General features: G+C 74.1%; 17 protein-coding genes and 1 riboswitch. Of the genes, 4 read left to right on the plus strand and 13 right to left on the minus strand.

Features of this window, described 5'->3' with window-relative positions; all coding sequences use genetic code 11:
• Positions 1 to 42 precede the first annotated feature (42 nt).
• The 7 genes from pspM to D7147_RS12735 form a co-directional block, all read right to left on the minus strand.
• Positions 43 to 828 carry a phage shock envelope stress response protein PspM gene (gene pspM / locus D7147_RS12705; RefSeq protein WP_120677091.1) on the minus strand — a complete coding sequence of 262 codons (786 nt, stop codon included), beginning with the start codon at positions 826 to 828 and terminating at the stop codon, positions 43 to 45.
• 23 nt (positions 829 to 851) lie between these two features.
• Entirely contained in the window at positions 852 to 1,712 is an 861-nt protein-coding gene (locus tag D7147_RS12710) for a PspA/IM30 family protein (RefSeq protein WP_120677093.1), read from the minus strand.
• A gap of 196 nt (positions 1,713 to 1,908) precedes the next feature.
• Positions 1,909 to 2,364 (minus strand): helix-turn-helix domain-containing protein, encoded by a 456-nt coding sequence (locus D7147_RS12715; RefSeq protein WP_120677095.1) that lies wholly within the window; start codon positions 2,362 to 2,364, stop codon positions 1,909 to 1,911.
• A 261-nt stretch (positions 2,365 to 2,625) separates the two neighbouring features.
• Complete coding sequence (locus D7147_RS12720; RefSeq protein ID WP_120677097.1) at positions 2,626 to 3,174, minus strand: CinA family protein; 549 nt, start codon at positions 3,172 to 3,174, stop codon at positions 2,626 to 2,628.
• Positions 3,175 to 3,299: 125 nt separating this feature from the next.
• On the minus strand, positions 3,300 to 3,899 hold the full coding sequence (gene pgsA / locus D7147_RS12725) for a CDP-diacylglycerol--glycerol-3-phosphate 3-phosphatidyltransferase (protein ID WP_120677099.1): 600 nt from the start codon (positions 3,897 to 3,899) through the stop codon (positions 3,300 to 3,302).
• 77 nt (positions 3,900 to 3,976) lie between these two features.
• On the minus strand, positions 3,977 to 5,482 hold the full coding sequence (rimO, locus tag D7147_RS12730; RefSeq protein WP_120677100.1) for a 30S ribosomal protein S12 methylthiotransferase RimO: 1,506 nt from the start codon (positions 5,480 to 5,482) through the stop codon (positions 3,977 to 3,979).
• Between the two features lie 106 nt (positions 5,483 to 5,588).
• Positions 5,589 to 6,512 (minus strand): ornithine cyclodeaminase family protein, encoded by a 924-nt coding sequence (locus D7147_RS12735; RefSeq protein ID WP_120677102.1) that lies wholly within the window; start codon positions 6,510 to 6,512, stop codon positions 5,589 to 5,591.
• A 121-nt stretch (positions 6,513 to 6,633) separates the two neighbouring features.
• Positions 6,634 to 6,700, plus strand: a riboswitch (guanidine-III (ykkC-III) riboswitch).
• Between the two features lie 60 nt (positions 6,701 to 6,760).
• Between D7147_RS12735 and D7147_RS12740 the strand changes: the two genes are divergently transcribed.
• Positions 6,761 to 7,075 carry a DMT family transporter gene (locus tag D7147_RS12740; RefSeq protein WP_120677104.1) on the plus strand — a complete coding sequence of 105 codons (315 nt, stop codon included), beginning with the start codon at positions 6,761 to 6,763 and terminating at the stop codon, positions 7,073 to 7,075.
• Between the two features lie 141 nt (positions 7,076 to 7,216).
• A complete protein-coding gene (locus tag D7147_RS12745) occupies positions 7,217 to 7,462 on the plus strand; it encodes a hypothetical protein (protein WP_120677106.1) in 246 nt (81 codons plus the stop codon).
• 66 nt (positions 7,463 to 7,528) lie between these two features.
• Here the strand turns inward: D7147_RS12745 and D7147_RS12750 are convergent, their stop codons facing one another.
• Positions 7,529 to 7,906, minus strand: a complete 378-nt coding sequence (locus D7147_RS12750; RefSeq protein ID WP_120677812.1) for a VOC family protein — start codon at positions 7,904 to 7,906, stop codon at positions 7,529 to 7,531.
• The gene (locus D7147_RS12755; protein ID WP_120677108.1) at positions 7,899 to 10,355 is read right to left on the minus strand and encodes a DNA translocase FtsK; all 2,457 of its coding nucleotides are present in this window, start codon (positions 10,353 to 10,355) and stop codon (positions 7,899 to 7,901) included. Before D7147_RS12755 ends, D7147_RS12750 begins: the two co-directional genes overlap by 8 nt.
• Positions 10,356 to 10,468: 113 nt before the next feature.
• On the opposite strand from D7147_RS12755, the gene D7147_RS12760 reads away from it, so the two are divergent.
• Positions 10,469 to 10,948: a YbjN domain-containing protein gene (locus tag D7147_RS12760; protein WP_120677109.1), complete on the plus strand. Its 480-nt coding sequence runs from the start codon at positions 10,469 to 10,471 to the stop codon at positions 10,946 to 10,948.
• Positions 10,949 to 11,130: 182 nt separating this feature from the next.
• Positions 11,131 to 12,672 carry a type III secretion system chaperone family protein gene (locus tag D7147_RS12765; RefSeq protein ID WP_233563146.1) on the plus strand — a complete coding sequence of 514 codons (1,542 nt, stop codon included), beginning with the start codon at positions 11,131 to 11,133 and terminating at the stop codon, positions 12,670 to 12,672.
• A gap of 51 nt (positions 12,673 to 12,723) precedes the next feature.
• On the opposite strand, the gene D7147_RS12770 is transcribed toward D7147_RS12765, so the two are convergent.
• The 4 genes from D7147_RS12770 to D7147_RS12785 all read right to left on the minus strand — a co-directional run bounded on the left by D7147_RS12770 (position 12,724) and on the right by D7147_RS12785 (position 17,407).
• Positions 12,724 to 14,412, minus strand: coding sequence for a ribonuclease J (locus D7147_RS12770; protein ID WP_120677111.1), 1,689 nt, complete (start codon positions 14,410 to 14,412; stop codon positions 12,724 to 12,726).
• A 52-nt stretch (positions 14,413 to 14,464) separates the two neighbouring features.
• Positions 14,465 to 15,391: a 4-hydroxy-tetrahydrodipicolinate synthase gene (gene dapA / locus D7147_RS12775; RefSeq protein ID WP_120677113.1), complete on the minus strand. Its 927-nt coding sequence runs from the start codon at positions 15,389 to 15,391 to the stop codon at positions 14,465 to 14,467.
• A gap of 157 nt (positions 15,392 to 15,548) precedes the next feature.
• Positions 15,549 to 16,181 carry a DUF2752 domain-containing protein gene (locus D7147_RS12780; protein WP_407663335.1) on the minus strand — a complete coding sequence of 211 codons (633 nt, stop codon included), beginning with the start codon at positions 16,179 to 16,181 and terminating at the stop codon, positions 15,549 to 15,551.
• Complete coding sequence (locus tag D7147_RS12785; protein ID WP_120677117.1) at positions 16,178 to 17,407, minus strand: winged helix-turn-helix domain-containing protein; 1,230 nt, start codon at positions 17,405 to 17,407, stop codon at positions 16,178 to 16,180. Before D7147_RS12785 ends, D7147_RS12780 begins: the two co-directional genes overlap by 4 nt.
• Positions 17,408 to 17,410 lie beyond the last annotated feature (3 nt).

Here is a 17,410-nt window from a genome sequence, read left to right on the forward strand (position 1 = left end):
CCACTCTTTCCGTGAACGAGTGGCCCGGACCTGGCCGGGGGGTCAGGGCAGCGGGGTGCGGAGGGGGTCGGCGGCGGTACGCAGCTCCGCCAACGCCCCGGCGACGCCGTGCAGCAGGTCGGTCGCCTCGGTCAGCCGGGCGGCGGCCGGGTGCGGGGCGTCCGGCCGGGCGTCCTCGGCGACGTAGCCGGCCGCGGCGACGACGAGCCGCTCGTACGCGGCCACTCCGCTCTCCAGCTGTTCGGTGAGGATCCGGTGTGTGTCGCCCAGCGGCGCCCGGGCGTCGACCGGGGCGAGCCGGAGCGCCCGCTCCACACTCGCCACCCGGTGCGCGAGTTCCCGCAGCGAACGGTCGGCGGCGGTGGCCTCCTGCACGGCCGGCTCGGCCGGGCCGGTCAACCGCTGCGTCATCCCGCCCAGGGTGAGCGTCGCCCGGTCCAGCCGGGCCCAGAGCTGCGCCGCGCTGGTGCCGCGCAGCGCCACCCGGGCGCGCACCCGGCGTACCTCGGCGACCACACCGGATCCGGCCGGCAGTCGCTCGACGGCGGCGATCAGCCGGGCCCGGGACCGGGCGGCGGCCTCGACCGGGTCGACCGGCGGCGGCGCCGGCTGGGCGGCGAGGGCCCGCAGATCGATCCAGCGCCAGGCGGCGAGCGCCACCGCGCTGCCCGCCGCACCGGCCCAGGCCGCGTCCGGCAGCCCGAGCCCGGCGTACGGGGTCAGCACGGCGGCGGCGCCCCCGAGGCCGCCGGCCAGCACGCTCCACCGTCGCGCCGACCGGCGAAGCCGGGTCAGCCGCCGGAAGTACCGCGTACGCTCGTCTGCCACCCTGACCTCCTCTGGCCGCCCGCTCAGCCGGCGGGGGTGGTGTCCCCGGTGCCCCGTTCGCGGGCCATCGTCGCGCGGAGTTCGTCGAGGCGGGCGGCGGCGGCCGGATCGGCCGCCGGAGGCGCGGACTGCTCGGCGCTCTGTCGCTGCGCGCCGAGCTGCTCGCCGGCCATGCTGGAGCGGATCTGCTCCAGCCGGGCCGAACCCGCCGAGTCGAGACTCGCCTTCTGGATCTCGAGCATCCGCCCCTCGTTCGAGTTGCCAGCCAGCTCGGCGCGGCCCATCGCGTTGGCGTAACGGCGCTCGATCCGGTCGCGAACCTCGTCGAGCGAGGGGGTGGTGCCGGGCGCGGTGAGCGCCGACATCGACTCCAGCGAGCGGGCCACGCCCTCCTGCATCTTCGCCTGCTCCAGCTGGCTGAGCAGGCGGGTGCGCTCGGCGAGACGCTGCTGGAGGATCATCGAGTTGTTCTCCACCGCGCGGCGGGCCTGCCCGGCTGCGGCGAGCGCCTGGTCGTGCAGGGTCTTCAGGTCCTCGGCGGACTGCTCGGCGGCGACGAGCTGGGTGGCGAGGGTCTGCGCACTCTGCTCGTACCGCCCGGCCTCGGCCTCGTCGCCCCGGGCGCGGGCCTGGTCGGCGAGGACCAGCGCCTGGCGGGCGTTGGCCTGGAGGCGCTCGACCTCGGACATCTGCCGGGAGAGCTTCATCTCCAGCTGGCGCTGGTTGCCGATCACCGCGGCGGCCTGCTGGACGAGGGCCTGGTGCTGGCGCTGCGCCTCCTCGATGGCCTGCTGGATCTGGACCTTCGGATCGGCGTGCTCGTCGATCCGGGCGCCGAAGAGCGCCATCAGGTACTTCCACCCCTTGACGAACGGGTTCGCCATCTCCGCGGTATCCCCTCAGTAGCGTCGCTGCGCCTGCTCGAGCCGGACGCGACGACGGACCACCGGCGCGGCAGTTCCTCCATCGTCCCAGGCGGGCGCCAGACCGGCACCCGTACCGGCGAGCAGGCGGCCGACACCGTCTGCGATCAACCCTACGCGGACCGCGCGAGGGCGGCTACGGCGCTGCGAAGGAGACTCAGGCGGCGCAGACGACGTCGCGGTCGCGCTCGGCGGGGCGGACCCGGGTGCTGCGCAGGGTGGCCTTGAGCGGCGAGTCCTGGCGGACGGAGACGGCGACCGTGCCGTCGGAGCTGACCTGGCGTACGGCCCGACCGGTGGCCTTGGCGGCCGCGGCCGGCGAGACCGGCGTGGAGTCGGCCGGCTCGTCCTGGACGGGGACCAGCACGTTCGGCATCTGCTCGGCGAGCGCGACGGTGTCGCTCACCTCACGCAGCAGCTCGGAGAGGCGGGCGCCCAGCGCGTCACAGATGGCGGCCAGCAGCTCGCTGGAGGGTTCCTTCTGGCCACGCTCGATCTCGGAGAGGTAACCGAGGCTGACGTTGGCGGCGGAGGAGACCTCACGCAGGGTGCGTTGCTGCCCCTGCCGGCGTGCCCGCAATGCGTCCCCGACCACTCGGCGTAGCAGGACCATCGCACCTCCCCCTCTCCGGCCGCACGTCTCCCGGCTTCACGGGCCGAACGTGGCGGACCAGACCGGCACCGACCGACGGAGCCTTTCCGCAACGGTACCCGGTACCCGGCCCGGCGACATCCCGCCCCGCCCGTCGGATTGCCGGCGCCGGTGTGCACACCCGGCCGGCCTCGGCCCGTCAGCCGGCGAGGGCGTCGGCGTCCGCCCCGGCAGCGGCGTCGGCTCGTCAGCCGGCGTCCGCAGCCGGTCGGTGTCGGCTCGTCAGCCCGCGACGGCGTCGGCTTCGGCGGCCTCGGCCTCGGCGGCGTCGGCCTCGTGGATCCGCTCGGCGAGCAGCCGCAGCGCCTCGATAACCGCGGCGGAGCGGATGTGGTCCCGGCCACCGGTCAGGTCGAGCTGCCGCACGGCGGTGCCGTTCGGCCCGCCCGCGGCCACGTAGACCAGCCCGACCGGCTTGTCGTCCTGCGGCTGCGGGCCCGCCACCCCGGTGGTGGCCAGCCCCCAATCGGCGCGGCAGCGGCGCCGGCCGCCCTCGGCGAGCGCCACCGCGACGTCGGGGTCGACGGGGCCACGCTGGGCGAGCAGCTCGGCCGGTACGTCGGCCAGCTCCGACTTCAGCTCGGTGGCGTAGACCACCAGGCCGCCCCGGTAGATCCCGCTCACACCCGCGATCTCGACCACCGAGGCGGAGAGCAGGCCACCGGTGAGCGACTCGATCGTCGCCAGCGTCTCGTTCCGCTGGGAGAGGCTGTGCACCACCCCTGCCGCCGGGCTGCCGACCGGCCGCTCCCCGTTCGCGTCGCTCTCCATGCCCCCATCCTTCCCCGGCTCCCGCCGAGCAACCGCCGACCCCCGCTCCGACCTCGGCGCTCGCCGTCGATCACGAGGCTGCCGACCGGCAACCTCATGATCACCGGGGCTGGGCGCGGGAGGGGTCAGGCGTCGGGACGGGGGCGGCGCAGGCGCACGGCCTGGGCCAGGTAGTCGAAGCCGGTGGCCACGGTCACCACCACGGCGGCCCCCATGATCCACGGACCGACCGGGGCGAGAGCGGCCGGCATCGGCCAGAGGTACCAGGCGATGGCGAGGATCTGGAGCGCAGTCTTGATCTTGCCGCCCCGGCTCGCCGCGATGACTCCGTGCCGGATCACCCAGAACCGCATCGCCGTGATGCCCAGCTCACGCAGGAGGATGAGTGCGGTCACCCACCAGGGCAGCCGGTCGTACCAGGAGAGCAGCACCAGGGCGGCGCCGGTGAGCGCCTTGTCGGCGATCGGGTCGGCCACCTTGCCGACCGAGGTGACCAGCCCGAACCGGCGCGCGATCCAGCCGTCCACCAGATCGGTCACCGAGGCGAAGGCGAAGATCAGGCAGGCGGCCATCCGCCAGCCGGCGTGCGTCATGGCGGAGGCGACCACCGTGGCGGCGAAGACCGGCACGAGCAGCAACCGCAGCGCGGTGAGCGCGTTGGCCGCGTTGAGCAGTGGCACCGGGCGGGCCACCCGGGCCGGCGTGGAGTCGGTCGCCTCGGTCACCGCCGCACTCCGCCCGGCCGGCCGTGGCGTCTCCCGTACCCCACCACGTGGCCTCCCCGCTCCGTCCGGGCCCGCCGTCACCGTGCCGCGCCGGGCGCCGCCGAGATCATCCCATCCGGCACGGCGAACAGGTCCACTCCTTCGGTGCCCGTCACCGTGGCGCGTACCAGATCGCCGGGGCGCAGCGCCGCCAGGTCGACGCCACCCTCCTCGGGGGCGACCAGGGTGGTGGAGCCGTCGACCTCGGGCGCCTGGTGGGCCGCCCGGCCCTCCACGACACCGCCCTCGACCGAGTCGACGAGCACCTCGACCGTCGAGCCGAGCCGCTCCTCGGCCCGCTGGGCGCAGAGCTCGTCGGCGAGCGCGCTGAGCTTGTCGTACCGCCGCTTGATCGTCGCGGCCGAGACCTTGCCCGGCAGCCCGGCGGCCTCGGTGCCGTCCTCGTCGCTGTAGTCGAACATGCCGATCGCGTCGAGCCGCGCCGCGGAGAGGAACCGGACGAGCTCGTTCACGTCGGCGCGGGTCTCGCCCGGGAAACCGACGATGAAGTTGCTCCGGGCCCCCGCGTCGGGCGCGAGCGCCCGGGCGCCGGCCAGCAGCTCGAGGAACCGGTCGGTGGAGCCGAACCGGCGCATCCGGCGCAGCACCGGCTCGCTGGAGTGCTGGAACGACAGGTCGAAGTAGGGCGCCACGCCCGGCGTCGTGGCGATCGCCTCGACCAGGCCGGGCCGGGTCTCGGCCGGCTGGAGGTAGCTCGCGCGCACCCGGACGATGCCGTCGATCGCGGCGAGCTGCGGCAGCAGCTTCTCCAGCGCTCGGGGGTCACCCAGGTCCTTGCCGTACGAGGTGGAGTTCTCACTCACCAGCACCAGCTCACGGACGCCGGTCTTGGCCAGCCACTCGGCCTCGGCGAGCAGCTCGTCGGGCGTGCGCGAGACGAAGGCACCCCGGAACGCGGGGATGGCGCAGAACGCGCAGCGCCGGTCGCAGCCGCTGGCCAGCTTGAGCGAGGCGACCGGGCCGCTCTCCAGCCGGCGACGCAGCACCGGGCGCAGGTGGGCGGGGGTGTGCTCGTCGGTCTCCACGACGGCCCGCAGCGGGGTGCCGTGGCCGGGCAGCGACACCGCCGCCGTACGGCGGTTGACCGGGGTCAGCGGAAGCAGCTCACGCCGGTCGCGGGGGGTGTGCGCGTCGACCTGCTCGCCGGCGAGCACCGCGTCGAGGCGGGCGGCGATGTCCGGGTAGTCGTCGAAGCTGAGCACCGCCTGCGCCTCCGGCAGGCTCTCGGCCAGCTCCCGGCCGTACCGCTCGGCCATGCAGCCGGCCGCCACCACCTTGGCGCCGGTGTCCGCGGCGGCGAGCAGGGTCTGGATCGAATCCTGCTTGGCCTTCTCCACGAAGCCGCAGGTGTTGACGAGCACCACGTCGGCGCCCTCACCGTCGGTGGTGACCTGCCAGCCGTCGGCGTGCAGCCGGGCGGCGAGCTCCTCCGAGTCGACCTCGTTGCGGGCACAGCCCAGAGTCAGCAGGGCTACACGGCGGCCGTCGGTGGCAGGGGAGGTGGCAGAGGTGGCAGACACCATCCGAGGGTACCGGGCCGCTGCGGGCCGCCCACCAACGGCGGCCCGCCGAGCCGGCAGCGGCCCATTGATCACCGCCCCCGTCGGGCACCGTGGCGCGGGCGGCGGCTCAGACGGTGGCCGCGCCGACGCGGACCAGGCGGTCGAGGAGGAAGACCTCGGTGCCGGCGAGGCCGACCGAGCAGAAGACCGAGATCTGCTCCGGGGCGGTCCGGCCGGGCACGGCGCCGGCGAGCACGGCCCCGAGGTCGTGCAGGCGCTCGACGTGCGGCGGCTCGGCCGCGAGCATGGGCGGGGTGTACGCGTGCGCCTGGGCCGGTGAGTCGGTGGCCAGGACGTCGGCGGCGGCGAGCAGGTCCGGCCCGAACTCGGCGCGGTCCTGCTGTTTGAACCCGACGGCGTTGACGTGCGTGCCCGGCGAGACGTCGGCGGCGTCGAGCACCGACGTGGGGCTGGTGGTGGCGAGCACCACCACGTCCCGCCCGGTGACGGCGCTCGCCGGATCGCCCACCGCCCGAGCTGTCACGCCCAGCTCGGCGCCGACCCGGGCGGCGAACGCCTCCCGCCGGGCAGCCGAGCGGCTGTAGACGGTGACCTCGCGCAGGGGGCGTACCGCGGCGGTGGCCCACACCTGCGTCCAGGCCTGCCGACCGGAGCCGATCACGCCGACCGTCTCGGCGTCCGGACGGGCCAGGACGTCGACCGCCACCGCGCCGAGGCCGCCGGTGCGCCGGGATCCCAGCTCCTCGCCGACCGCCACCGCCCGCACCGCGCCGGTCCGCCCGTCGTGCAGCACCACGAGCTGCTGGGACTCCGGGTGACCGAAGGTGTCGTACGAGCGGTAGCCGTACCACTCGCCGGTGAGGCAACCCGCGGTCAACACCATCCGGCCGCCGCCGAGCGGCGCCGAGGTCCGCGGTGGGGCCGTCAACCGCCTGTCGTACGCGGCCAGCAGGGCGCTCCGCATGGCATCGACCGTGGTGGGGGCGTCCAGCGCGGCAGACACCTCCGCGTCGGAGTAGAAGAGGGTCATAACCGCAAATACTGCAAGCTGAAGCGAGGTTCAAGTCAACCCTCCGCGGCCCGATTCGCGCCCCCACCCCGCGGACGCCCGGATCACCGGCACGGCCCGGCACACGGTGCTAGCCTCGGCTCCGGTGGCCCTCGTGCGGCCGCCCCGGACGAGCGGTGGGCGTACCCGGTCAGGCAAGACGCCCCGATCAGTGTGAAACCGACTCGTCCCGGCCCCGGTGGTCCGGGCGCTCACCGAAGGTGGCGGCAATGGCCTGGATCGTGCTCGTACTCTCCGGACTGCTCGAGACGGCGTGGGCGATCGCCCTGGACCGCAGCGCCGGCCTCAGCCGGCTCGTACCCTCAGTGATCTTCGTGGTCGCCCTGGTCCTCAGCATGGGCGGCCTGGCCTACGCGCTTCGCGAGATCCCCGTCGGCACCGGCTATGCGGTGTGGGTCGGTATCGGCGCGGTGGGCACCGCCCTGGTCGGCATGCTCGCGCTGCACGAATCGGCCAGCCTGCCCCGGATCCTCTGCCTCTTCCTGGTGATCGCCGGCGTGGTCGGTCTGAAGTTCTTCCACTGAGCGCACCGGCCGCCCCGCCGGGCCGCCCGCAACGCCCCACCGGTCCCGGGTAACCCGCCCGGCATCGGCCCGCATGAGTACATCGAGGTCCGGCTGGGTAGTGATCGGCCGACAGTCACGGCTCTCACCCCGGAGGACGTCATGGCCGACATTCCGAGCACCGCCCGCCCGCGCAGCAGCGCGGCCCGCGTCTGCACCATCCTGGGCTTCGTCTTCGCCGTTCTCGCGATCTTCCTGCCGCCACTGATCTTCGGCGTGCTCGGCGTGATCCTCGGCATCGTCGGCGCGGTGCTCGGCGACAAGCCGCTCGGCTGGTACGCCGCAGCGGCGAGCGTTGTCGGCGCGCTCCTCGGCATGCTGCTCTTCGCCGCGCTCGTCAACTCCTGAACCGCACCGCTCCGGGCCCGTCGGTCGACCGGCGGGCCCCCCGCGCTGATCCACCGGCCGGGCCGGTCAGCCCCGGTCGGCCACCAGCACCCGGTTGCCGTCCGGGTCGAGCACGACCGCCATCCGCTCCCCCCACGGCTGCGCCGCCGGCTCGGCCACCACCCGGACGCCGGCGGCGCGTAGCCGCCGCACCGCGGCCGCGCAGTCGGCGACGTACACCCAGAGCGTCACCCGGTCGTTCTCCAGCCTGCCCGGCTCGTCCTGCCGACCGAGACCGAGCTGCGCGGCGCCGAGGCGGAGCGTGACGTACACCGGCTCGCCCTCCTCCGGGAACCGGTAGCTCACCGTGCCACCGAGCAGCTCACCGTAGAAGCGCAGCGCCGCCGCCAGGTCGCCGGTGGTGAGGATCGGGAAGAGCTCCTCCGCCAGCGGGGCGTCACTCATCGCCACCGCCCCGGATGCCGGCCATGACCTCCTCCAGCTCGTCCGGCTTGATCAGCACGTCCCGGGCCTTGGAGCCCTCGGAGGGCCCGACGACGCCCCGCGTCTCCATCAGGTCCATCAGCCGGCCGGCCTTGGCGAACCCCACCCGCAGCTTGCGCTGCAACATCGAGGTGGAACCGAACTGCGAGGTGACCACCAGCTCCACCGCCTGCAACAACAGGTCGAGATCGTCGCCGATGTCCTCGTCGATCTTCTTCTTGCTCTCCTGCGCGACGGTCAGCACGTCCGAGCGGAACTCCGGCTCACGCTGGTCCTTGCAGAACTTGACCACGTCGGCGATCTCACGCTCGGTGACCCAGGCACCCTGGATCCGGATCGGCTTCGACGCGCCCATCGGCAGGAAGAGCCCGTCACCGCGGCCGAGCAGCTTCTCCGCGCCGGGCTGGTCGAGGATGACCCGCGAGTCGGCCAGCGACGAGGTGGCGAAGGCGAGCCGGGACGGCACGTTCGCCTTGATGAGGCCGGTCACCACGTCGACCGAGGGTCGCTGGGTGGCGAGGACCAGGTGGATCCCCGCGGCCCGGGCGAGCTGGGTGATCCGGACGACGGAATCCTCCACGTCCCGGGGCGCGACCATCATGAGGTCGGCCAGCTCGTCCACGATCACCAGCAGGTACGGGTACGGCCGCATCTCCCGTTCGCTGCCCGGCGGGGCCTTGATCTCGCCGTTGCGCACCTTGCGGTTGAAGTCGTCGATGTGCCGAACCCCGTTGGCGGCGAGGTCGTCGTAGCGCATGTCCATCTCGCGGACGACCCACTCCAGCGAGTCGGCCGCCTTCTTCGCGTTGGTCACGATCGGCGTGACCAGGTGCGGGATGCCCTCGTAGCCGGTCATCTCGACCCGCTTCGGGTCGATCAGCAGCAGCCGCACCTCGTCCGGAGTGGCCCGGGTCAGGACCGACACCAGCAGCGAGTTCAGGCAGCTCGACTTACCGGCGCCGGTCGCCCCCGCGATCAGAATGTGGGGCATCTTCGCGAGGTTGGCCACCACGAAGCCGCCCTCGATGTCCTTGCCGAGGGCCACGACCATCGGGTGGTGGTCGCCGGTGGCCGCCCGGGAGCGCAGCACGTCGCCGAGCGCCACGTTCTCCGGGTCGGTGTTGGGGATCTCCACCCCGACCGCGCTCTTGCCCGGGATCGGGCTGAGGATCCGCACGTCCGGTGACTTGACCGCGTACGCGATGTTGCGGGAGAGCTGCGTGATCCGCTCGACCTTGACGCCCGGTCCCAGCTCCACCTCGTACCGGGTGACCGTCGGCCCCCGGGTGAAGCCCGTCACCGCCGCGTCCACGTCGAACTGCTCGAAGACCCCGGTCAGCGCGGCGATCACCTCGTCGTTCGCCTTGCTCCGGGTCTTCGGCGTCGCACCGCTGCCGAGCAGGTTCGCCGGGGGCAGCGTGTAGTCGCCCGCCATCCCGGTCAGTGCGAGCTGCTCGGCCCGGGTGGGCAGCGGCGAGTGCTCCGGCGGTTCCACCGGCTTGCGACTGACCGGCACCTTGGTCGGGGGCGTACGGGTCAGCACGAGGGTTTCCTGCAGGTCGACGCCGTCCAGGTCGTCGAAGTCGTCCGGGTCGACGGGCGAGGGCGTACGCTTCGCCGGCCGCTTGCGGGCCGGCTTCGCCGGGGCCTCCTCGGCCTCCTCCTCCTTCGTGGACGGCGCGACGAGCGTGCCGGCCAGCAGCCCGAGCCGCTCCGGGATCTTGTTGATCGGGGTCGCGGTGACGACCAGCAGTCCGAAGAGGAGCAGCAGGACGAGCAGCGGCATCGCCACCCAGGCGGTCACCGCCCGCTCGAGCAGGCCGCCGATGCCCGCGCCGATCAAGCCGCCCGCGTAGTCGCGCTGCGCCGGGTCGACCGGCTCCTGTCCGATGTGCAGCATGGCGGCCGTGGCGAGCAGCATCGACCCCCAGCCGACGAGCCCCCGGCCGCGGTGCTGCGGATCGACCGGCTGGCGCATCAGCCGCCAGGCGCCGATCCCCAGCAGCACCGGCACCACGACGGCGATCGCGCCCAGGAAGAGCCGGACGGTGTCGGCCAGCCGCTCCCCCACCGGGCCGGCGCCGGAGAACCAGATCCCCACGGCGCTGAGCAGTGCGAGGCCGAAGAGCAGCAGCCCGGCCCCGTCGCGGCGGTGCTCCGGGTCGAGTTCCCGGGCCGAGGCCGCCTGGCGACCGGCGGCCCGGACGGCCCACCCCATGCCGTGCGCCAGACCCATCCACAGCGCACCGACCGCGCGTCCGACGTAGACGGCGGGGCTGGGGCGGGCAGGCCGGGTTCGGCGGCGCACCGGGGTCCGGGTCTTCTTCGCCGGTTGACGTGCGCGGTTGTTCGTCGCACCGCGCGGCGACGCGCCGCGCCGCCGGCTCGCCTGAGAGGTACGGCCCGCCATAGCATCACCGTAACGGCGCGGCCCGGCGGATCGCCGCTTTTCCGGGTCGTGTCCGCGCGTCGCAGCACGGACTCCGCCACATGACGTGATATCTGCCTCAGAAGGGATGCCCGATGGCGTCGCCGGGAATCGAGGACGGTCCGGACGATCCCCTGGCCGGGCACCCGCGACAGCTGCGACCGCTGACCCGCGAGCTGATCGCCGCGGTGCTGGGCAACCGTGGGTACGCCGTGACCGCCGACGCGGACGGCGACCTGGTCGGTCGCTGGGGGGAGAACCTGGTCTGGTTCCTGCGGCTGGGCGAAGCCGGGGAGCTGCTCCAGATCCGCACCCTGATCGCGTCGACCTTCCCGATCGAGCAGGTCCCCGGGTTGCACGCCTTCTGCAACTCGTGGAACCACGACCGGCTCTGGCCGAAGGCGTTCGTGCACGTCGACGACGACGGCCGGGCCCGGGTCTGCGGCGAGGTGATCACCGACCTGGAGCGCGGCGTCACCCCGCACCAGCTCGACCGGTTGCTCGACTGCGGCATCTCCACCGGGTGCCAACTCGCCACGGCGGTCGGGCAACTCCCCCGGGAAACCGCGCCGTGAGTGGGCCCGGCGGGCGGCCCCGTCGTGAGGTGAGCGGGCCCGGTGGTCCGCGCGGCGGCGACTCCAGCGGCCCCGTCGGTCGCCCGGACCGGGGCGCGCGGGGGCCCGGCGTACGGGCCACGCCGCTCGGTGACGTCGGCCTCGTCGGGCCCGGCCGCGCGCCGGCGGGCCGCAGCCGGGAGCTGATCAGCGCGCTCGCCGAGGCCCGGGACCTGCCCGACGGCCCGGAGCGGATGATGGAGTTGGAGCGCATCGCCACGGCGGCCGACGCGGCCGGCGACGACCGGGCCGCGGTCGACGCCCGGCTCGCGCTGATCGAGACGGCCCTCGTCCAGGGTGAACGGTGGCGACTCGTCGAGCCGGCCCGGCGCTGCCTCGCCGTGCTCGACCGCCGTCCCGAGATCTTCGCCGAGGGCGAGGGCGAGTTGCTGACGCGCTACCAGCGGTACGCGATCGAGGCGCTGCTCGGCACTCCGCGGGTCGGGCTCGACCAGCTCCGCGCGGTCGACGACCTGGCCCGACGGGTCGGCGCCGACGCCGAGGCGGTGGCCGAGCTGCGCTGCCGGATCGCCGACCACCTGGGCGACGAGCCGACCGCCCGCGAGTGGTACGAGCGCTGGGCGGGCGCCGATCCCGACGTGACGGGTGGCTGTCCCGGCTGCGCACCCGTCCGGCGGGCGGAGTTACTCTCCGACTGGGGCGACCAGGCCGCCGCGCTGGCCGAGCTGGCCGACGTCCTCGACGGCGCGGTCGACTGCACCGACCAGCCGGAGCGGTCGCTCACCGCGGCGCTGCTGCCGTGGCTGAGGAGCGGCGAGCCGGAGCGGGCCGGCGTCGCGCACGTGCGGGCGTACCGGCGGCACCGCACCGAGCGCGGGTCCTTCCCGTACCTCGCCACCCACCTGCGCTTCTGCGCGCTCGGCGGGCACCCGGGTCGGGCGCTGGAGATCCTCGCCGAGCAGCTGCCCCGGCTCGACCACCCGTACGACGACCTCTCCGCGATGGAGTTCGCCGCCGCCGGGGCGCTGGTCTGCCACCTCGCCGTCGAGGCGGGGCTGGGCGGGCGTACGGTGCGCCGGCCGGCGTACGGGCAGCGCTCCGCCGCCGACCTGGAGATCGGGACGCTCGGCGCGGTGCTGCTGGCGGTCGCCACCGAACTGGCGGGCAGCTTCGACGCCCGCAACGGCACCGGGCACCAGTCGGGCCGGATCGCCGCGTGGCTGGCCGAGCGGCCGGTGGCCGGGGCGGTGCCGCTCCCCGCCGACGACCCGATCGACGAAGCCGAGGGCGCGGAGGACGATCCTGGGCCGGCCGACCTGGAGCCGGCGCCGCTGACCCTGGAGATGATCACCAGCGCGCTGGATCGGCGCGGCGACCGGTACGCGGTGGAGCCCGGCGCGACGGTGGTCGGCCGCTGGGGCGACGCGGTGATCCAGTTCCGGCGGCTCGGGGAGCGGGGCGAGATCCTGCACGCCCGGTCGCTCGCCACCCGCCGCCTGCCCGCCAGCCGACGCGCGGAGGCGTACGCGTTCTGCAACGGGTGGAACCACGACCGGCTGCTGCCGAAGGCGTACGTGCACGACCCGGGCGGTGAGCTGGTGCTGGCCGGCGACGTGAGCACGGACCTGACGCACGGGGTGACCTCGACGCAGCTGGCCGTGCTGCTGAACGCCGCCATCACCACGGGCGTCGCCTATGCCGACGCGGTGGCGGCCCTGCCCTGACGGCGACCGGCCCGCGCCGAGGCGTCGGGCCGGTCGCAGGCGTCGGTCGGGTCAGACCTCGACGACGGTGGGCACGATCATCGGACGCCGCCGGTACGCGTCGTTGACCCAGCGCCCCACCGTCCGGCGGACGATCTGCTGGAGCTGGTGGGGGTCGGTGATCCCGTCCGCGGCGGCCCGGTTGAGCGCCTCGGTGACCAGCGGAACCACCGCGTTGAACGCCTCCGGGTCCTCCGAGAAGCCCTTCGCGGAGACGGTCGGGCCGGCGACCACCTTGCCGGTGACCGAGTCGACCACGACGGTGGCGGCGATGAACCCGCCGTCCCCGAGGATCCGCCGCTCGGTCAGCAAAGACTCGCTCACGTCACCGACGGCCAGACCGTCGACGTAGACGTACCGGCTCTTCACGCGGCCGACCAGACTGGCCCGCCCGTCGACCAGGTCGACGACGTCGCCGTCCTCGCAGAGCACCACCCGGTCCGCCGCCACCCCCGACTCGATACCGAGCCGGGCGTGCGCGCGCAGGTGACGCCACTCGCCGTGCACCGGCATCAGGTTGCTGGGGCGCACCACGTTGAGCAGGTAGAGCAGCTCGCCGGCCGGGGCGTGACCGGAGACGTGCACCTTGGCCACATCCTTGTGCACGACCACCGCGCCGGCCCGGGCCAGCCGGTTGATCACCCGGTAGACGGAGGTCTCGTTCCCCGGCACCAGGGAGGAGGCGAGCACCACGGTGTCGCCGGGGGCGATGGTGATGTGCCGGTGGTCGCCGCTGGCCATCCGGCCCAGCGCGCTCATCGGCTCGCCCTGCGAACCGGTGGACATGAGCACGATCTGCTCCGGCGGCATCGCGGTCGCCTCGTCGAGGCCGACGACGAGACCGGGTGGGATGTTGAGCAGACCCAGGTCACGCGCGATGCCCATGTTGCGCACCATCGACCGGCCGATGAGCGCGACCTTGCGGCCGTGCTCGGCGGCCGAGTCCATCACCTGCTGCACGCGGTGCACGTGCGAGGCGAACGAGGCGACGATGATCCGCCCTCGCGCCTTCCCGAAGATCGAGTCGAGCACCGGACCGATCTCGCGCTCCGGGGTGACGAAGCCGGGGATCTCCGCGTTCGTGGAGTCCGACAGCAGCAGGTCCACACCCTCGGCGCCGAGCCGGGCGAACCCGGCCAGGTCGGTGATCCGGCCGTCCAGCGGGAGCTGGTCCATCTTGAAGTCGCCGGTGTGCAGCACCAGGCCGGCGGGGGTACGCACGGCCACCGCGAGCGCGTCCGGGATCGAGTGGTTCACCGCGAAGAACTCGCACTCGAACGGGCCGAGCTGCTCCCGGCCGCCCTCCCGCACGGTCAGCGTGTAGGGCTGGATGCGCCGCTCGGCGAGCTTCGCCTCGACGAGGGCGAGGGTGAACTGCGAGCCGACCAGCGGAATGTCCGGCTTGTGCGCGAGCAGGTACGGCACCGCGCCGATGTGGTCCTCGTGGCCATGGGTCAGCACGATCGCCTGCACGTCGTCGAGCCGGTCCAGGATCGGCCCGAAGTCGGGCAGGATCAGGTCCACCCCGGGCTGCTCGACGTCGGGGAAGAGCACCCCGCAGTCGATCACCAGCAGCTTGCCGTCGTACTCGAAGACGGTCATGTTCCGACCGATGGCGCCGAGTCCGCCGAGCGGAATGATCCGCAGTCCGCCCTCCGGCAGCGGTGGGGGAAGCTCCGCCTCGATGTGCGCCTCGGTCACGCGTTCACCTCATTCTGCGACGCCGTCATAGGGCGTCCGTCGTGTCGTTCGATCATTCGGGCAGTGCGAGGCCCGCCGCGGCGCAGTCGGCGCGCAGCTGGGCGATCTCGTCGTCGGTGGCGTCCACCATCGGGGGCCGTACCGGGCCGGCGGGCAGGCCGGCGGCGTTCAGCCCCGCCTTCACCAGGATGACCCCCTGGGTGCGGAAGATGCCGGTGTAGAGCGGCAGCAGCCGGCGGTGCAGGGCGAGCGCGGCACCGTTGTCGCCGGCGTCGTGAGCCTCGATCATCTGCTTGGTCAGCGCGCCGGTGAAGTGGGTGGAGGTACCGACCACGCCGACCGCGCCGACGCCGAGGGCGGGCAGGGTGAGCGAGTCCTCGCCGCTGTAGAAGGCCAGGTCGGTGCGGCTGGTCACCCAACTCGTAGCGGTCAGGTCGCCCTTGGCGTCCTTCACCGCCACGATTCGCCCGTGCTCGGCGAGACGCACCATCGTCTCGGTGGCGATCGGCACACCGGCGCGGTGCGGGATGTCGTAGAGCATCACCGGCAGGCCGGTGGCGTCCGCCACGGCGGTGAAGTGGCGCAGCAGGCCGCTCTGCGGCGGCTTGTTGTAGTACGGCGTGACCACCAGCAGCCCGTGGGCGCCCGCCTTCTCGGCGGCGGCGGCCAACTCGATGGTGTGCCGGGTGTCGTTCGTCCCCACCCCGGCCACGATCCTGGCCCGGTCGCCGACCGCCTCCGCGACGGCCCGGATCAGGCGCTCCTTCTCCGCGTCGCTGGTGGTGGGCGACTCGCCGGTGGTGCCGTTGATCACCAGCGCGTCGTTGCCCTGCTCGTCGACCAGGTGGTTCGCCAGTCGGGCGGCACCGTCGAGGTCGAGCTCGCCGTCAGCGGTGAACGGAGTCACCATTGCGGTGAGCACCCGCCCGAAGGGGCGGGACGCCGCCCGGGCGGGGGTGTCAGGGTGGTCGTGCGTCATCCTCCTAACCTAGCGGACGACCCGGGAGCACCCGCCGGGGAAGGGCTCAGGAGAGCGCGGCGTACGGGCTCGACGCCACCTCGGTCGGTGCCGTCCCGGCGCAGTGGCGAGCACCGAGTCGGCGAAGACCCGGCACGGACCGGCTGCCCGCCGAGGGTCAGACGTACAGCGAGGTGAACGGGGCCAGCGGAAGGTTGCGCAGCACCGAGAAGGCCAGCCAGGCGGCGAGGAAGCCACCGATCAGCTTGTTGCTGACGCGCAGCTCCGGCAGCCGCCAGCCGAACGCCTGCCGGCCCGCCCAGGCGACGAAGAGGTACGCCAGGAAGGGCAGCGCGAAGACCAGCAGGAAGTGGTGGCGGGCGGCGGCGGGAACGTCGCCGTGCAGCACGTACCAGAGCGCGCGGGTGCCGCCGCAGCCCGGGCAGTCCAGGCCGGTGGTCAGCTTGAGCACGCAGCTGGGCGCGGCCGTGGGGTCGGACCGGGTCGGGTCGGTGATCAACGTGTAGCCGATGCCCAGCGCGACGCAGCCCAGCGCGGCCAGCGGCACCGCCCACCGGGGCGAGCGGTCGTAGAGCCGGACCACGAACCGGGTGAAGCGGTCCGGCTCCGGCACCGGATAGGGCGGGATCGGATAGGCCCCGGCGCCCGCCTCCGTCGGCCAGCCGGCCGGCGGGATCACCTCGGGTGCCGCGACAGCCCCGTGCGCGGCGGCCGTGCCGGGTGGGGGGACCGCACCGGTCGGCGGCTGCGGTGGAACGGCGGGCCCGTCAACGCTCGACACGCGAATCACCGTACACCCGCGACGCCCACCAGGGCGGCGGCGAGCGGGGCGGCCAGGTCGCCCACGACGGGCGGGGCCACCGAGTCCAGGCCGAGCCAGCCGGCGAGCCGGTAGAGCTCGGCGGCGAGCGCCACGGCCGTCTCGCCCGGGTCGGCGCCCGGCTCGACCCAGGCGGCGGGCACCAGCAGCGCACGCGCCTTCCGATCGGCCTTCAGGTCGACCCGGGCGGTGAACCGCTCCCCCTGGAGGAACGGGAGCACGTAGTAGCCGTGGACGCGCTGCGGAGCCGGCACGTAGATCTCGATGCGGTAGCTGAAGTCGAAGAGCCGTTCGGCCCGGTTGCGCTCCCAGACCAGCGGGTCGAACGGGCTGACCAGGGTGTTGGCCCGCACCCAGCGGGGTAGCCGGGCCGAGGCGTGCAGCCAGGCGGGCTGCCGCCACCCCGACACGGTGACCGGCAGCAGCTCACCGGCCTCGGCGAGCTCGGCGATCGCCTGGCGGGCCCCGGCGACCGGGAGCCGGAAGTAGTCACGCAGCTCCGGCTCGGCGGCCACCCCGAGCGACCGGGCGGCGACCGCCACCAGCGCCCGGTACGCCTCGGCGTCGGTCGGGGTCGGCGCGTCGAGCGCCGCGGCCGGGAGCACCCGCTCGGGCAGGTCGTAGCGGCGGGCGAAGGAGCTGGTGCGCTCGGCGGCGCTCACCTCGCCGGCCCAGAAGAGGAACTCCAGGGCGCGCTTCACCGCCGACCAGTTCCAGCCCCAGTTGCCCGTCTCCCGGGGGGCGTCGTGCTCGATCTCGGCGGCGGTCAGCGGCCCCCGGGCGGCCACCTCGGCGCGGACCCAGGCGACCAGTTCGGGCTGCTCCTGGGCGATCCGGCGCATGCCGCCCCAGGCCTCGCTGTGGGCGCGGGCCATCCGCCAGCGCAGCGCCGCGTGCAGCCCGACCGGGACCAGGGACGCCTCGTGCCCCCAGTACTCGAAGAGGTCGCGGGGCCGGCGGTAGGCCGCGGTGTCGAGCAGGGCGGTCGGGTAGGGCCCGAGCCGGCTGTAGAGCGGCAGGTAGTGCGCCCGCTGCAGCACGTTGACGGAATCCATCTGGATCAGACCGACCCGGTCGAGCACCCGCCGCAGGTGGCGGCGGGTGGGCACGCCGGCGGGCGCGGGATCGGCGAAGCCCTGTGCGGCGAGCGCCACCCGGCGGGCCTGGGCGAGCGAGAGCGATTCCGGAGCGGCCATCGC

This window comes from Micromonospora musae (assembly GCF_003626545.1).
GTDB lineage: Bacteria > Actinomycetota > Actinomycetes > Mycobacteriales > Micromonosporaceae > Micromonospora > Micromonospora musae.

Coding starts and splice junctions, on each gene's coding strand:
- D7147_RS12710 (WP_120677093.1), bottom strand. CDS start 1,712: ATGGCGAACCCGTTCGTCAAGGGGTGGAAGTACCTGATGGCGCTCTTC.
- D7147_RS12715 (WP_120677095.1), bottom strand. CDS start 2,364: ATGGTCCTGCTACGCCGAGTGGTCGGGGACGCATTGCGGGCACGCCGG.
- D7147_RS12720 (WP_120677097.1), bottom strand. CDS start 3,174: ATGGAGAGCGACGCGAACGGGGAGCGGCCGGTCGGCAGCCCGGCGGCA.
- rimO (WP_120677100.1), bottom strand. CDS start 5,482: ATGGTGTCTGCCACCTCTGCCACCTCCCCTGCCACCGACGGCCGCCGT.
- D7147_RS12735 (WP_120677102.1), bottom strand. CDS start 6,512: ATGACCCTCTTCTACTCCGACGCGGAGGTGTCTGCCGCGCTGGACGCC.
- D7147_RS12740 (WP_120677104.1), top strand. CDS start 6,761: ATGGCCTGGATCGTGCTCGTACTCTCCGGACTGCTCGAGACGGCGTGG.
- D7147_RS12745 (WP_120677106.1), top strand. CDS start 7,217: ATGGCCGACATTCCGAGCACCGCCCGCCCGCGCAGCAGCGCGGCCCGC.
- D7147_RS12750 (WP_120677812.1), bottom strand. CDS start 7,906: ATGAGTGACGCCCCGCTGGCGGAGGAGCTCTTCCCGATCCTCACCACC.
- D7147_RS12755 (WP_120677108.1), bottom strand. CDS start 10,355: ATGGCGGGCCGTACCTCTCAGGCGAGCCGGCGGCGCGGCGCGTCGCCG.
- D7147_RS12760 (WP_120677109.1), top strand. CDS start 10,469: ATGGCGTCGCCGGGAATCGAGGACGGTCCGGACGATCCCCTGGCCGGG.
- dapA (WP_120677113.1), bottom strand. CDS start 15,391: ATGACGCACGACCACCCTGACACCCCCGCCCGGGCGGCGTCCCGCCCC.
- D7147_RS12785 (WP_120677117.1), bottom strand. CDS start 17,407: ATGGCCGCTCCGGAATCGCTCTCGCTCGCCCAGGCCCGCCGGGTGGCG.